Origin of the sequence: Curtobacterium sp. UCD-KPL2560 (genome assembly GCF_001705035.1) — a bacterium.
Classification (GTDB): domain Bacteria; phylum Actinomycetota; class Actinomycetes; order Actinomycetales; family Microbacteriaceae; genus Curtobacterium.
Genome location: NZ_MCIG01000021.1, coordinates 1 through 15,015 on the forward strand (window position 1 = coordinate 1; position 15,015 = coordinate 15,015).

Sequence of the window (15,015 nt, forward strand, 5' to 3'; positions counted from 1 at the left end):
ACCACCAGACCATGCGGCCAGTAGTCCTATCCAGTATTAGACGTCGTTTCCAACGCTTATCCCAGAGTCAGGGGCAGGTTACTCACGTGTTACTCACCCGTTCGCCACTAATCACAGAAGCAAGCTCCTGATCATCGTTCGACTTGCATGTGTTAAGCACGCCGCCAGCGTTCGTCCTGAGCCAGGATCAAACTCTCCGTAAAAAAATTACAACCAACACCGAAGTGTCAGCGAGTTGAAACTGACTGTCGACTGTCCACTGGACAATCTTCAATCCAAAAGGAATTGTCTCCGACCCAACCAACCAAAAGGCCGGCCAGGCACGGGGTCAATAAATTGGCATTGACAATGTGCACGCTGTTGAGTTCTCAAGAACCAGACGCACCCACCGCTCGACCCGGTCGAACCGGATTCCGCCAGAGGGGCTTGTGTACTTGGTTGCCACCGGCAACGCGTCGGACCGAGGTCCTGTGGCTCATCCCGTAGGAGAGGGCCGGTGGAATAGTCATCCTAGGCGTCGGAGCGAACGAGTGCAAGACCCGATCTGAACTCCAGTGGAGGATGGCCCCCACTTGAGGCCGGCAGGCTCTGGGCTCTCGCTCCAGCCGCTCCGCCGCACCTTTGGGGTGACGAGAGGAAACTATACGCAGCGTTCGGAGGCCTGGCCAACACCGGCCCCATCCCGGGCGTGTCGCACTGTGCAACACCGGGGGCGCCCGGGACCGCGATCCCGAGCGCCCCCGGACGCGACGACGCCCGGCGCCCCTCGTCGGAGAGCCGGGCGTCCGCAGGAACGCAGTACCTCAGGACCTCAGGACCTCGGGACTGCAGGGCCGCAGGGCCGCAGGGCCGCAGGGCCGCAGGTCAGCCGATCGTCACACCGGCGAGGGTCTTCTTGCCACGGCGGAGCACCACGACACCGGCCGGCAGCGCGAGGGCACCGATGGTCGCGGTCGCATCGGTCGCGCGGACGTTGTTCACCGAGACCCCGCCCTGGTCGATCGCTCGCCGGGCCTCCCCCAGCGACTTCACGAGCCCGGTCTCGACCAGGGCGCGCGCGACGTCGACGTCACCGCCCAGCACGACCGAGCCCGGGAGCTCGGCGATGGCCGACCGTAGGGTGCGGTCGTCGAGTGCGCCGAGGTCGCCGTTGCCGAAGAGCGCGGCCGACGCATCGATCGCCGCCTGTGCCGCATCGGCGCCGTGGACGGTCGTCGTCACGTCGAGCGCGAGCGTCCGCTGCGCTTCGCGACGGAACGGTTCGTCCGCGACGGCCTGCTCCAGGCGCGCGATCTCGTCCCTGGTCAGGAAGGTGAACTCCCGCAGTCGCGCGACGACGTCGGCGTCCGACGTGTTGAGCCAGAACTGGTAGAAGGCGTACGGCGAGGTCATCTCCGGGTCGAGCCAGATCGCGTTGCCCTCGCTCTTGCCGAACTTCGTGCCGTCGGAGTTGGTGATGAGCGGGGTCCCGAAGGCGTGTACCGACGCCCCCTCGGACCGCCGGATCAGCTCGGTCCCGCTCGTCAGGTTGCCCCACTGGTCGGACCCGCCGGTCTGCAGGGTGCAGCCGTACTGCCGGTAGAGCTCGCGGAAGTCCAGCCCCTGCAGGATCTGGTAGCTGAACTCGGTGTAGCTGATCCCGGCGTCGGACTGCAGCCGCGCGGCGACGGCGTCCTTCTTGAGCATGCTGTTGACGCGGAAGTACTTGCCGACCTCCCGCAGGAAGTCGATCGCCGAGAGCGGCGCGGTCCAGTCGAGGTTGTTCACCAGACGGACCGCGTTGTCGCCCTCGGGGCTGAGGAACCGGGACACCTGCCCCTGGAGGCGGGTGACCCACTCGGTCACCGTCTCGCGCGTGTTCAGGGTGCGCTCGGCCGTGGGTCGCGGATCGCCGATGAGACCGGTCGAGCCCCCGACGAGGGCGAGCGGCTTGTGGCCAGCCAGCTGGAGTCGCCGCATGGTGAGCAGCTGCAGCAGGTTGCCGCAGTGCAGGGACGGAGCCGTGGGGTCGAAGCCGCAGTAGTACGTGACCGGCTCGCCGTCGAGGGCCTCCTGGAGTGCCGTCTCGTCGGTGGAGACGTGCACCAGACCGCGCCAGCGCAGTTCGTCCCACACCGAGGCGAAGGTGGGGTCGTTCTGCTGGCGTGTCAGGACATCGTGATCGGTAGCGCTGGACACACCACGATCGTAGCGGCGCCTCCGCGCCGACGGCGCCGGTCGGGAGGCCCGCCCCACCCACCCACGGGTGGATCACCTGGTCCGGCGGGGACTCCGTCGTCCGGAGGGGGACGTCGGCTCGCCTCAGTCGACGGCGCCCTTGTGCCGTCGGTACGACGAGACGGTCGGGTCGCCCGTGAGCCACCAGCGCCACGGGAAGGACGCGCCGCCGGCGGTGCCGCCGACGCCGACGCGCGGTCCCCGCGAGATGCGGCGCACGCCCGGCCGCACGTCCTCGGACAGGAGCTCATCGACCACCGCAGCCGGCGGGGCGGCGGCGAGCCGCGCCTCCAGGCCGGGTGCCAGGGTGAGCACGTACGGGCCGGACCCGTCGAGCAGCGACGTCCCGTCGTCGGTGCCGAGCACCGCGCCGAGTGCCTGGCCGAGGTTGCCGGGGCCCCGTGCGAGTGCGGCGCTCGGCACACCGTCCCCGCGCCGTTCCCGGGCGACGGGTCCACCGTCGACGACCTCCGCGGCACGGAGGAGCGAGCCGGACGAGGTGCCCTCGGCCGCGCTCACCACGTTGACGCAGGTGTGGATGCCGTACGAGCGGTAGGCGTACAGGGTGCCCGGGCCTCCGAACAGGTGGCGGTTGCGCTCGGTCATGCCCCGGTGCCCGTGCGAACCGGGGTCGGTCGGGCCCCAGTACGCCTCGACCTCGGTGATGCGCAGGGTCACGCCCTTGCCGGTGATGGTCGCGCCGAGCAGCCCCGGTGCCGAGGTCGGTGCCGGGAGCTCGAGCAGGGAGCGGAGTGCTGCGGTCGCCGCGGTCCCTCCGGCCGTGGTGTCCGCCGCGTCCTCCCGGCCTTCCGCGCCTTCCGCGCTCGTCGCGCTCATCGCGCTCGTCGCGCTCATCGCGCGAACGGTGCTCCGGCGGCGAGCGTGCGGACGCGGGCGGTGAGCGACGCGAGCTGCTCGGCGACGCGGTCCGGCGCGGTACCGCCGACACCGGCGCGCGAGGACACGCTGCCCTCGATCGTGAGCACGCCGCGCACCGCCGGGGTGAGGTGCTCCGACACGGCGCGGTACTCGTCGTCGGTGGGGGCGTCGAGCTCGATGCCGCGCTCCTCGCAGTACCGGACGAGTGCACCGGAGACCTCGTGCGCGTCGCGGAACGGCACGCCCTCGCGGACGAGCCACTCGGCGACGTCCGTCGCGAGCGAGAAGCCCTGGGGGGCGAGCTCCGCCATCCGGTCGGTGTCGAAGGTCAGCGTCGCGACCATGCCGGTGAACGCGGGCAGCAGGACCTCGAGCTGGGCGACCGAGTCGAAGACCGGCTCCTTGTCCTCCTGCAGGTCGCGGTTGTAGGCGAGCGGCAGGCCCTTCAGGGTGGCGAGCAGGCCGGTCAGGTTGCCGATGAGCCGGCCCGACTTGCCGCGCGCGAGCTCCGCGATGTCCGGGTTCTTCTTCTGCGGCATGATGCTCGAGCCGGTCGAGAACGCGTCGTGGAGGCGGACGAAGCCGAACTCCTTCGTGTTCCAGAGGATGACCTCCTCGGCCAGGCGGGACACGTCGATCCCGACCTGCGCGAGCACGAAGGCGAACTCGGCGACCACGTCGCGAGCAGCGGTCGCGTCGATCGAGTTGTCCGCCGGCCGGGCGAAGCCGAGCTCGTGGGCGATCGCCGCGGGGTCGAGTCCGAGCGAGCTCCCCGCGAGGGCACCGGCACCGTACGGGCTCACGCTCGCCCGGTCCGCCCAGTCGCGGAGGCGCTCGAGGTCGCGGACGAGGGGCCAGGCGTGCGCGAGGAGGTGGTGCGCGAGGAGCACCGGCTGCGCGTGCTGCAGGTGCGTGCGGCCCGGCATGATCGCCGTCGGGTGCTCGCTGGCCTGCTGCGAGATCGCGTCGACGAGGTCGATCACCATGTGGCCGATGCGGCGCGCGTGGTCGAGCATGTGCATCCGGCCGAGGGTCGCGATCTGGTCGTTCCGGCTGCGCCCGGCGCGGAGCTTGCCGCCGAGGGCCGGACCGACGTCGGCGATGAGCAGCCGTTCGAGGGCGCCGTGCACGTCCTCGTCGGACGGGTCGGGCTGGAGGGTGCCGTCGGCGTGCGCCTCGGCCAGGCGGTCGAGCCCGGCGAGCATGCGGTCGAGCTCGTCGACGGTGAGGTACCCCGCACGCTGCAGGGCCCGCGCGTGGGCACGCGACCCGGCGATGTCGTACGGCGCGAGCTGCCAGTCGAAGTGCGTGGACCGCGAGAGTGCCGCGAGCTCGGCGCTCGGGCCGTCGGCGAAGCGGCCGCCCCAGAGGGCGCCGGTGTTGGTGGCGTCGGTCTTGGTGTGCTGGTCAGCGTCGCTCATGTCGTCCTGCGTCGTTCGTGGGTGGCGGATCGTGCGTGGTGCGGTCGGTCGTTCGTGGTGCTGCGGGACGTGCGGGTGGTCGTGCGTCCTGCTGTTGGTCGTGCGGGTGGTCGTGCGTCCTGCTTGTTGTTGGCGGGGGGCGTCGCTCAGTTCGCGCGGTCGCGGCGGGCGGCGGTCCGGCCCGGTCGGGACCAGGCCTCAGCCAGCGTGGGCGGGCCACCGTCTGTCGGACCCGCGAGCTCGTAGTCGTACAGGCTCTGGTCGGACCGGCGCCCGGTGACGGCCGCGGTCCCGCCGTGCAGGCGGAGTCGGACCTCCCCGGAGACGTGCTGCTGGGTGTGCTCGACGAACGCGTCGGCCGCGCGGCGCAGACCCGAGGCCCACCGTCCGTCACCGACGCACGCGGCCCACTCGCGGTCCAGGACCTGCTTGGTCCGCAGCAGGTCGCGCTCGAGGGTCAGGCGTTCGAGGTCGGCGTGGGCCGTCACGAGCGCGGTCGCCCCCGGGGTCTCGGTGACCCGGCGGACCTTCCGGCCGTCGACGAGGTCGGCCACGACGTCGTGCCGGCCGATGCCGTGCCGTCCGGCGAGGGCGTCGAGCTCCTGCAGCAGGCGCACCACGGGGAACCGCTGCCCGTCGAGCGCGACCGGGACGCCGTGCTCGAAGGTGACGAGGACCTCGTCCGGTTCCGCGCCGGGCTCCGGGTCCTGGGTGCGGGCCCAGTCGCCGCCGGCCGGTCCGGCCCACGGGTCGTCGAGGTCCCGCGCGGACACGACGCGACCCCAGAGGTCCTGCTCGCCGGGTGCCACCGGGGCGGCGCCGAGGGACTCGACGCGGAGGTCCGGGTCGAGTGCGCCGACCGTCGCGACCAGGGCCACGTCGTCCGGTGTCGAGGTGGCGTGCGCGACCGACGACGCACCGAGCCGCCGTGCCGTGGACACGAGGTGCGACGCCACGAGCGGCCGACGCAGCCCGGGCACGAGCGCGTGCTGCGCGCAGCTGGCGTTCGCGCGGACCGCCGGGACGACGTACTGCTCGGCGAACTCGGCCTTGGCGTCGACGACGAGGGCGTCGACCGCGCCGGCCGCCCGTGCCCGCTCGCGGACAGCCGCGACCTCGCGCCCGCGGCCACCGACGTCGACCACGAGCGCGACGACCTCGTACCGGGCGAACTGCGCCACGGCGGCGGTCGGGTCGACGCCGGCGGACGCCGCCACGACGATGCGGTCTGCCACGGTGCTCCCTCGGGTGCGGTGTCGGTGCGGTCGGGTGCGGGTCAGACGGCGGGGGCGGTCGCGGTCGCGCCGGTGGCGCTCGCCGGGGCGCCGGTCGCGCTCGCTGCGAGCAGCCAGGCGAGCAGGGCCTTCTGCGCGTGCAGACGGTTCTCCGCCTCGTCCCAGATGATGCTGCGGGGCCCGTCGATGACCTCGGCGGTGACCTCGTACCCGCGGTCGGCCGGCAGGCAGTGCATGAAGACCGCGTCGTCGACGGCGTGCGCCATCATCGCGTCGTCGACGCGGTACCCGGCGAAGGTCTCGAGGCGCGACTGCTTCTCGTCCTCCTTGCCCATCGACACCCACGTGTCGGTGACGACCACGTCGGCGCCGGCCACGGCGGCGACCGGGTCGGTCACGACGAGCACCGAACCGCCCGTCTCGGCGGCACGACGTTCGGCGTCCGCGACCACCTGGGGGGACGGGCTGAACGCCGCCGGGGCCGCCACGCGGACGTGCATGCCCGCGGTCGCCCCGGCGAGCAGGTACGACTGCGCCATGTTGCTCGCGCCGTCACCGACGAACGCCACGGTCTGCCCGGCCAGCTCGCCGCGGTGCTCGCGGATCGTCAGCAGGTCGGCCAGGAGCTGGCACGGGTGGAAGTCGTCGGACAGGGCGTTGACGACGGGCACGCGGGTGTCGGCGGCCATCTCCTCGAGGCCGGACTGGGCGTACGTGCGCCACACGATCGCGGAGACCATGCGCTCGAGCACCCGGGCCGTGTCGGACGGGGTCTCCTTGCCGCCGAGCTGGCTGTTCGCCGTCGTGATGACGAGCGGACTGCCGCCGAGGTCCGAGATGCCGACGTGGAAGGACACCCGGGTGCGGGTGGAGGACTTGTCGAAGATCACGGCGACGGACTGCGGGCCGGCGAGGGGCTTCTCACCCCAGCGGTCGCGCTTCATCTGCTCGGCGAGGTCGAGGATCGCGGACTGCTCGGCCTGCGTGAGGTCGTCGTCGCGGAGGAGGTGGCGGGTCATGCGGTCTGCTCCTGGGCGGCGACTGCCGCGAGGCTCTGGCCGAGGATCGTCACGAACTCGTCGATCTCGGCATCGGACACGATGAGCGGCGGCGCGATGCGCAGGCTCGACTCGTTGGGGGCGTTGATGATGAGGCCCCGCTCGAGCGCCGCGGCGTTCACCGCGGGGCCGACCGGAGCGGAGAGACCGACGCCGATGAGCAGGCCCGTACCGCGGACCTCCTCGACGAGGGGCGATCCGAGGCTCGCGATGCCCGCGCGGATCCGCTCGCCCTTCGTGACCGCGCCGGCCACGAGGTCGGCGCGCTCGATCTCGGCGAGGACGGCGTTCGCCACGCGGGTCCCGAGCGGGTTGCCGCCGAAGGTCGACCCGTGCTGGCCGGCCGAGAACAGCTCCGAGGCCCAGCCGAAGGTCACGAGCGCGCCGATCGGGAAGCCGCCGGCGATGCCCTTGGCGATGGTCACCGCGTCGGGCGTGAAGCCGTGGCCCTGGAACGTGAACCAGTTGCCCGTACGTCCGACGCCGGTCTGGATCTCGTCGAGGACGAACAGCGCGCCGTGCTCCTCGGTCAGCCGACGCGCGGCGAGCAGGAAGCCCTCGGGCAGGTCGACGACGCCGGCCTCGCCCTTGATCGGTTCGACGATGAGGGCGGCCACGGTGTCGTCGATCGCGGCCTCGAGCGCCTCGACGGTCGAGTCGATGTGCTCGACCCCGGGGACCATGGGCAGGAAGTCCTGCTGCAGCGCGGGCTTGCCGGTGAGGGCGAGCGCTCCCATCGTGCGGCCGTGGAAGCCCTGCTTCAGCGCGAGGATGCGGGTCTTGCGGCCGTCCGCCCCGCGGTTGAGCCGCGCGAGCTTGAACGCGGCCTCGTTCGCCTCGGCGCCGGAGTTGCCGAAGTACACGCGGCCGGCCTCACCCGCGCCGGTGATGCGCTTCAGCCGCTCGGCGAGTTCGAGCTGCGGGGGCGTCGCGAAGTAGTTCGAGACGTGCACGAGCTTCGCGGCCTGGTCGGCGACGGCCTCGACGAGTGCGGGGTGGGCGTGCCCGAGGGAGTTCACGGCGATCCCGGCGAGGAAGTCGAGGTACTCGTTGCCCTCGACGTCCCAGACACGGCAGCCCTGGCCACGCTCGAGCATGATCTTCGGCGGGGTCAGGGATCGCATGAGCGACGCCCCGAACCGGTCGTTCCAGGTCTCGGTCTGCGTCTCGGTGCTCACTGCTCGTGCCCTTCCTGTGCGGTGTCCGTGGTGGTCGCGCTCGTGCCGGCTGCCGGGGTGCCGGTGGCGGTGCGTGCTGCGTGTCGCCCCGGGTCCGCGGCGGACTCGGGAACGCGTCGGCCGACCTCGGCGTGGGTGTTCTGGTTCTCGGTCCGACGGCTCGGGTCCGGGATGACCTCGGTGCCGGCACCGCGCAGCGTGAAGACCTCGAGGAGGATCGAGTGCGGGATCCGACCGTCGATGATCGTCGCGCCGCCGACCCCGCCCACCACGGCGTCGAGGCACGCGGTCATCTTCGGGATCATGCCGGACTCGAGGCTCGGCAGGAGTTCCCGGAGTTCGTCGACCGCGATGAGGTCGATGATCGAGTCGCGGTCCGGCCAGTTGCGGTACAGCCCCGGCACGTCGGTCAGCATCATGAGCTTCGCGGCGCCGAGGGCGATCGCGAGCGCACCGGCCGCGGCGTCGGCGTTGACGTTCAGCGCCTGGTCGGGGTGGGCGTCGTCGATCGCGATGCTCGAGACGACGGGGATGCGCCCGGCCTCGATCGCGGCGAGCACGCCCGACGGGTCGACGTGCGTGATGTCACCGACGTGGCCGAGGTCGAAGTGCTCGCCGTCGACGACGACGCCCTTCTTCTCGCCGGTGAAGAGCGAGCCGCCGTCACCGAAGACCCCGACGGCCAGGCCGTCGCCGTGTTCGTTCACGAGGTCGACGATCTCGCGGTTGACCTCGCCGGCGAGCACGTCGCGGACGACCGTGATCGCCTCGGTCGTCGTGACGCGGTACCCGCCGCGGAACTCGGACTCGATGCCCTGTTCCTTGAGCGCCGCGGAGATCTGCGGACCGCCGCCGTGCACGACGACCGGGTGCAGCCCGGCGTACCGCAGGTAGACCATGTCCTCGGCGAACGCGCGCTTGAGGTCGTCGTTCACCATGGCGTTGCCGCCGAACTTCACGACGACGGTCTTGCCCGAGAACCGCTTCAGCCACGGCAGGGACTCGATGAGCGTCGCGGCCTTGACGGCGGCGAGCTCGTGGGCTTCTTCCTTGGTCTGTCCGGTGGTCATCAGCTGGAGTACGCGCTGTTCTCGTGGACGTAGTCGTGCGTCAGGTCGTTCGTCAGGATCGTCGCGGCGTGCGGGCCGACGCCGAGCTCGATGAGCACGTGGCAGTCCCGCGGCGTCAGGTCGACCTCGTCGACGGGCCGGTCCGGCGCGCCGGCGTGGCAGACCCGGACGCCGTTCATCGAGACGTCGACCGCGTACGGGTCGAACGCGGCGTCGGTCGTGCCGATCGCGGCGAGCACGCGGCCCCAGTTCGGGTCGTTGCCGAACACGGCGGCCTTGAAGAGGTTGTTCCGGGCGACGCTGCGCCCGACCGTCACGGCGTCGTCCTCGGACTCGGCGCCCGTGACCTCGATCGTGATGTCGTGGCTCGCACCCTCGGCGTCCTGCTGCAGCTGCCGCGCCAGGTCGGCGCAGACGGCGGTCAGGGCTTCCTGGAAGTCGCCGACCTCGGGCGTCACGCCCGAGGCGCCGGAGGACATCAGGACGACGGTGTCGTTCGTCGACATGCAGCCGTCCGAGTCGACGCGGTCGAAGGTCACGCGGGTCGCCGCGCGGAGCGCCTGGTCGAGCTCGTCGGCGCTCTGCACCGCGTCCGTGGTGATGACGACGAGCATGGTGGCGAGCCCGGGCGCGAGCATGCCGGCGCCCTTCGCCATCCCGCCGACGGTCCAGCCGTCCTCGGTCACCGCGGACTGCTTGGCCCGCGTGTCCGTCGTCATGATCGCCGCGGCCGCGTCGGGACCGCCGTCCGTCGAGAGCGCTGCGGCGGTCAGGTCCACGCCACGCAGCACGCCGTCGCGGAAGGTCTGGTCGCCGCGACCGATCAGCCCGGTCGAGCAGACGACCACGTCGCCCGCACCGACGTCGAGAGCGTCGGCGACGGCCTCGGCGGTCAGGTGCGTGGTCTGGAAGCCGAAGGGGCCGGTGAAGCAGTTCGCGCCGCCCGAGTTGAGGAACACGGCGCGCGCGACGCCGTCGCCGACGACCTGGCGCGACCAGATCACCGGGTGTGCCTGTGCGCGGTTGCTCGTGAACACGGCGGCCACCGCCGACTGCGGCCCGTCGTTCACCACGAGGGCGACGTCGGGGGTGCCGCTCGCCTTGAGGCCGGCGGTCGCACCTGCGGCCCGGAAGCCCGCGGCGGCGGTCACGCCCTGTCCACCAGCGGCTCCTCCGGAGCCCGCACCGGTCTGGAGGCCCGACCCGGCCTGGTCCGATCCGCTCACGTCGGTCACGGTGCGACTCCGTCCACGCTCAGGCCCGTCGTCTCGGGGAGACCGAGGGCGATGTTGGCCGACTGCACGGCGGCGCCGGCGGTCCCCTTGGCCAGGTTGTCGAGCGCGGTGATCGCGACGACGCGGCCGGCGGCCTCGTCCACCGCGATGCCCACGAGCGCCGTGTTCGCGCCGATGGTGTCGGCCACCCTGGGGAACTCGCCCGCGGGCAGGAGGTGCACGAACGGCTCGTCGGCGTAGGCGAGCTCCCACGCGACGCGGACGTCACGGGCGCTGACTCCGGGTGAGAGCTTCGCGGTGGTGGTCGCGAGGATGCCGCGGGACATCGGCACGAGCACGGGGGTGAACGAGATCGTGACGTCCCCGGCGCCGGCGGCGACGAGGTTCTGCTGGATCTCGGGGACGTGCCGGTGGGAGCCGCCGACCGCGTAGGCGCTGGCCGACCCCATGATCTCGGCGGCCAGGTAGGTGGTGGCGAGCTTCTTGCCCGCGCCGCTCGGGCCGACGCTGAGCACCGCGACGATGTCGTCGGTCTCGACGAGGCCTGCCTGGACCCCCGGTTGGATCCCGAGGGTGACCGCGGTCACGTTGCAGCCCGGCACGGCGATGCGCTTGGTCGCGGCCAGCTCGGTGCGCTGCCGCCCGGTGACCTGGATGTCGTCGACGTCGTGCCAGGCCTCGGCAGACCCCGGGGCCGGAGCCGCGTGGAGCAGTTCGGGCAGACCGTACGTCCATGCCCCGTGGTACTCGCCGCCGTAGAACGCGTCCCACGCCGCCGGGTCGGTCAGGCGGTGGTCGGCGCCGCAGTCGACGACGAGCGTGTCGGCGTCGAGCTCGGCGGTTATCGCCCCGGACTGCCCGTGCGGCAGCGCCAGGAACACGACGTCGTGGCCGCGGAGGTTCTCGGCCGTCGTCTCGACGAGCGTCAGGTGCGCGAGCGACCGCAGGTGCGGCTGCGTCGCGATCAGGGGCTGTCCGGCGTTCGAGTGCGCGGTCACCGTCCTGACCTCGAACTCGGGGTGGGCGGAGAGCACACGGAGGAGCTCACCACCCGCGTAGCCGGAGGCTCCCGCCACGGCGACGGATACGGACATCGGTTCCACCTTTGATCGGACTGCTCGTCGAGGATTCGGAGGCGGCGGCCCCGGGCGGTGCTGATCGGTGGATCAGTCGCGCAGGGTCGCCCCGAATCGCTCGCCGGCACGTCGGACGGCGCCGTCACGGGCCTCGGAGGCCTCGGCAGCGGTCAGCGTGCGGTCCGTGGCACGGAAACGCAGGGCGAACGTCAGGGACTTCTGTCCCTCGTCCACGCCCGTGCCCCGGTAGTCGTCCACGAGCCGAGCATACTCCAGCAGCTCTCCGGCGCCAGAGCGCACCGTCTCGAGGACGTCACCGGCCGGGACGTCGACGTCGACCACGAGCGACAGGTCCTGCGTCGCCGCCGGGTAGGACACGATGGCCCCGACCGACGCGAGCTCGGGCGCCGCCGAGACGAGTGCGTCGAGGTCGAGTTCGACGACCGCGACGACGCGCGGCAGCACCGCGGCCTCGGTCAGCGCGGGCAGGAGTTCGCCGGCGACACCGACGACCGTGTCCCCGACGAGCAGGGACGCGGCACGACCCGGGTGGAGCGACGGGTGCGCGGTCTGCGTGACCGTGAGCTCGACCCCGACCGCCCACGCGACCGTGCGGGCGACGTCGAGCGCGTCCGCGATGCCGTACGGCTCGGCCGTGACCCCGGGCTGCTTCACGACGCGGTTGCCCGTGAGCAGGGCCGCGACGTGGAACGGCTGCGGCGGCAGGGAGGCGTCGAGCGCCGCGAGCGTGTCGGCGTCGGGCCGGGCGGCCCCGGCCGGGACGGCGTCCGTGCCGAGCTGTTGGCCCGGGGTGGGCAGGAAGACGCGGGAGGTCTCGTACAGGGCGACGTCCACGAGTCCGCGCGAGACGTTTCGACGCGCGGCGTCGACGAGCGCGGGGACGGCGCTCCGACGGAGCAGGTCCTGCTCGCTGTCGAGGGCGTTCGCGAGCCGCACGCTCGGGCCGCCGTCGCCGTCGATGCCCGGGTACGCGTCCTGCGTCGCCCGCGACACGAACGGCGCCGTGACGACCTCGACGAGGCCGGCGGACGCGAGGGCAGCGGCGACCCGACGACGGGCACGCTGGTGCGCGGTCAGACCACGGCCGGGCGGGGCCACGGGCAGCACGCTCGGGATGCGGTCGTACCCGACGATGCGGGCGACCTCCTCGACCAGGGAGACGTCGTCGACGAGGTCGGGACGCCAGGTCGGCGGCGTGACCGTCAGCTGGTCGCCGTCGACCGCGACCGTGGCACCGAGGGCGCGCAGGGTCTCGACGACCTCGGCCTCGGTGTACGGGACGCCGATCAGCTCGCCCGGACGCCCGGTGCGCATCACGACGGCAGCGCGGGGCGTGGTGTCGACGAGCGTCGACCCGAGGGTGTCGGGCGTCCCGCCGGCCAGCTCGACGAGCAGGTCGACGGCACGGTTCGCCGCGGCCTCGGCCACGAGCGGGTCGACGCCGCGCTCGAAGCGCTTCGACGCCTCGCTCGGCAGCTTGTGCCGCCGGGCGGTGCGGGCGATCGACACCTGGTCGAAGCCCGCGGCCTCGATCAGGACGTCGGTCGTCGTGCCGGAGATCTCGGTGCGGGCGCCACCCATGACGCCGGCGAGGCCGACCGGACCCTGGTCGTCGGTGATGACGAGGTCCTCGGCGTCGAGCGTGCGCGTGACGTCGTCGAGGGTGACGAGCTGCTCCCCCGCGGTGGCGCGGCGGACGCCGAGGCCGCCCTGCACCTTCGCGAGGTCGTAGCCGTGCAGCGGCTGGCCGAGCTCGAACATCACGTAGTTCGTGACGTCGACCGGCAGCGAGATGGACCGTACGCCGGCGAGTGCCAGGCGCGACACCATCCACGCCGGTGTCTTCGCGTTCGGGTCGATGCCGCGCACGACGCGGGTCACGAAGGTGTGCGCGCCGACACGACCCCGGATCGGGGCCTGGTCGTCGACCGTCACCCGGAAGCCGTCGCCGGAACGGCGCGTCGCACGCTCGGCGGGGTCGTGGAAGGACGCACCGGTGGCGTGGGCGTACTCGCGGGCGACGCCGCGGATGCTCATCGCGTAGCCGCGGTCCGGCGTGACGTTGATCTCGACCGCGGCGTCGTCGAGGCCGAGCAGCGCGATCGCGTCGGTGCCCACCTCGGGCTCCATGCCGAGATCGGCGAAGCGCAGGATGCCGTCGTGCTCGTCGCCGAGCCCGAGCTCGCGGGCCGAGGCGATCATGCCGTCGGACACGTGCCCGTACGTCTTGCGGGCCGCGATCGGGAAGGGCCCGGGCAGCACGGCGCCGGGCAGCGTCACCACGACGAGGTCGCCCACGTCGAAGTTGTGCGCGCCGCAGACGATGCCGCGCGGTTCGCCGTCGCCGACGTCCACCTGGCACCAGTTGATCGTCTTGCCGTTCTTCTGCGGCTCCGGCTCGCGCTCGAGCACCCGGCCGACCACGATCGGCCCCGTGAGGTCGTTCGTGTGGACGGCTTCTTCCTCGAAGCCCACGGACACGAGGGCCGCGTGGACGTGCTCGAGGGAGACGTCGTCGGGCAGGTCGACGTTCTCGCCGAGCCAACTGATCGGGATGCGCATCAGACCACCGTTCCGAACTGCTGGGAGAAGCGGATGTCGCCCTCGAGGAAGTCACGCATGTCGTTGAGGCCGTTGCGGAACTGCAGCGTCCGCTCGATGCCCATGCCGAACGCGAAGCCCTGGTACTCGTCCGGGTCGATCCCGGCGGCGCGCAGCACGTTGGGGTTCACCATGCCGCAGCCACCCCACTCGACCCAGCGTGCCCCGCCCTTGGCGTTCGGCTGCCAGACGTCCATCTCGGCGCTCGGCTCGGTGAACGGGAAGTAGTTCGGGCGGAGACGGATCTGCGCCTCGGCCCCGAAGACCTGGCGGGCGAAGTGCTCGAGCGTGCCGCGCAGGTGCGCCATCGTCAGGCCCTTGTCGATCGCGATGCCCTCGACCTGGGTGAAGACCGGCAGGTGCGTCGCGTCGAGCTCGTCGGCGCGGTACACCCGCCCCGGGGCGATGACGTACAGCGGGAGCTCGCGGGACAGGAGCGACCGGATCTGCACCGGCGAGGTGTGCGTGCGCATCACCAGGTGCCGGTCGACCGGCTCGACGAAGACCGTGTCGGCCATCGCGCGGGCCGGGTGGTCCTGGTCGAAGTTCAGCGCGTCGAAGTTGAACCACTCGTGCTCGAGTTCGGGGCCCTCGGCGACCTCCCACCCCATGCCGACGAAGATGTCGGCCACGGTCTCGTTGAGCAGCGAGAGCGGGTGGCGCGAGCCGTGCGCCCGACGGCTCGGCAGCGCCGTGACGTCGACGCGCTCGGCCTCGAGCCGGGCGTGTTCCTCGGCCTGCGCCAGGACGGACTCCTGCGCGGCGACCGCCTGGTTCACCTGGCCGCGCGCCTGGCCGACGAGCTTGCCGGCCGCGGCCTTCTGCTCCTTCGGCACGCTGCGCATCGCGGCGTTCATGCGCGCGAGCACGGACTGCTCGCCCGTGTGCTCGGCCCGGGCCTGCTTCAGCTCGGCCACGGACGTCGCGGCGCGGACGGCCGCGAGGGCGTCGTCCACGGCGGCGGCGACGGCCGCTTCGCTGATCTCGAGAGGTTCTGACACGAGGCCCGATCCTACCGGCCGCC

11 protein-coding genes and 1 rRNA gene are annotated in these 15,015 nt (G+C 72.3%); all 12 read right to left on the reverse strand.

From position 1 onward, the window contains the following. Positions 1 to 203, reverse strand: a 16S ribosomal RNA gene (locus tag BEP24_RS07215); the annotation flags it as partial. A 661-nt stretch (positions 204 to 864) separates the two neighbouring features. Then, a complete protein-coding gene (gene tyrS, locus BEP24_RS07220; RefSeq protein WP_065961853.1) occupies positions 865 to 2,178 on the reverse strand; it encodes a tyrosine--tRNA ligase in 1,314 nt (437 codons plus the stop codon). A 123-nt stretch (positions 2,179 to 2,301) separates the two neighbouring features. Beyond that, positions 2,302 to 3,072 (reverse strand): DNA-3-methyladenine glycosylase, encoded by a 771-nt coding sequence (locus BEP24_RS07225; RefSeq protein ID WP_253181621.1) that lies wholly within the window; start codon positions 3,070 to 3,072, stop codon positions 2,302 to 2,304. Next, entirely contained in the window at positions 3,069 to 4,517 is a 1,449-nt protein-coding gene (gene argH / locus BEP24_RS07230; RefSeq protein WP_065961854.1) for an argininosuccinate lyase, read from the reverse strand. Before argH ends, BEP24_RS07225 begins: the two co-directional genes overlap by 4 nt. A 146-nt stretch (positions 4,518 to 4,663) precedes the next feature. Then, entirely contained in the window at positions 4,664 to 5,752 is a 1,089-nt protein-coding gene (locus BEP24_RS07235; RefSeq protein ID WP_065961857.1) for an argininosuccinate synthase domain-containing protein, read from the reverse strand. Between the two features lie 41 nt (positions 5,753 to 5,793). Beyond that, on the reverse strand, positions 5,794 to 6,771 hold the full coding sequence (gene argF, locus BEP24_RS07240; RefSeq protein ID WP_065961858.1) for an ornithine carbamoyltransferase: 978 nt from the start codon (positions 6,769 to 6,771) through the stop codon (positions 5,794 to 5,796). Then, complete coding sequence (locus BEP24_RS07245; RefSeq protein ID WP_065961860.1) at positions 6,768 to 7,988, reverse strand: acetylornithine transaminase; 1,221 nt, start codon at positions 7,986 to 7,988, stop codon at positions 6,768 to 6,770. The genes argF and BEP24_RS07245 overlap by 4 nt, the downstream gene beginning before the upstream one ends. Continuing rightward, a complete protein-coding gene (gene argB, locus BEP24_RS07250; protein WP_065961862.1) occupies positions 7,985 to 9,058 on the reverse strand; it encodes an acetylglutamate kinase in 1,074 nt (357 codons plus the stop codon). The genes BEP24_RS07245 and argB overlap by 4 nt, the downstream gene beginning before the upstream one ends. After that, complete coding sequence (gene argJ / locus BEP24_RS07255) at positions 9,058 to 10,209, reverse strand: bifunctional glutamate N-acetyltransferase/amino-acid acetyltransferase ArgJ (RefSeq protein WP_065961914.1); 1,152 nt, start codon at positions 10,207 to 10,209, stop codon at positions 9,058 to 9,060. Before argJ ends, argB begins: the two co-directional genes overlap by 1 nt. 80 nt (positions 10,210 to 10,289) lie before the next feature. Continuing rightward, positions 10,290 to 11,387: an NAGSA dehydrogenase family protein gene (locus tag BEP24_RS07260; protein ID WP_065961864.1), complete on the reverse strand. Its 1,098-nt coding sequence runs from the start codon at positions 11,385 to 11,387 to the stop codon at positions 10,290 to 10,292. Between the two features lie 72 nt (positions 11,388 to 11,459). Next, positions 11,460 to 13,952: a phenylalanine--tRNA ligase subunit beta gene (gene pheT, locus BEP24_RS07265; protein ID WP_065961865.1), complete on the reverse strand. Its 2,493-nt coding sequence runs from the start codon at positions 13,950 to 13,952 to the stop codon at positions 11,460 to 11,462. Next, positions 13,952 to 14,992, reverse strand: a complete 1,041-nt coding sequence (gene pheS, locus BEP24_RS07270) for a phenylalanine--tRNA ligase subunit alpha (RefSeq protein ID WP_065961867.1) — start codon at positions 14,990 to 14,992, stop codon at positions 13,952 to 13,954. Before pheS ends, pheT begins: the two co-directional genes overlap by 1 nt. Between the last annotated feature and the right edge of the window lie 23 nt (positions 14,993 to 15,015).

Bases quoted from the DNA above. Each gene is read 5' to 3' on its own strand.
- argB (WP_065961862.1), bottom strand. From the start codon at position 9,058: ATGACCACCGGACAGACCAAGGAAGAAGCCCACGAGCTCGCCGCCGTC.
- argF (WP_065961858.1), bottom strand. From the start codon at position 6,771: ATGACCCGCCACCTCCTCCGCGACGACGACCTCACGCAGGCCGAGCAG.
- BEP24_RS07260 (WP_065961864.1), bottom strand. From the start codon at position 11,387: ATGTCCGTATCCGTCGCCGTGGCGGGAGCCTCCGGCTACGCGGGTGGT.
- argH (WP_065961854.1), bottom strand. From the start codon at position 4,517: ATGAGCGACGCTGACCAGCACACCAAGACCGACGCCACCAACACCGGC.
- pheT (WP_065961865.1), bottom strand. From the start codon at position 13,952: ATGCGCATCCCGATCAGTTGGCTCGGCGAGAACGTCGACCTGCCCGAC.
- BEP24_RS07225 (WP_253181621.1), bottom strand. From the start codon at position 3,072: ATGAGCGCGACGAGCGCGATGAGCGCGACGAGCGCGGAAGGCGCGGAA.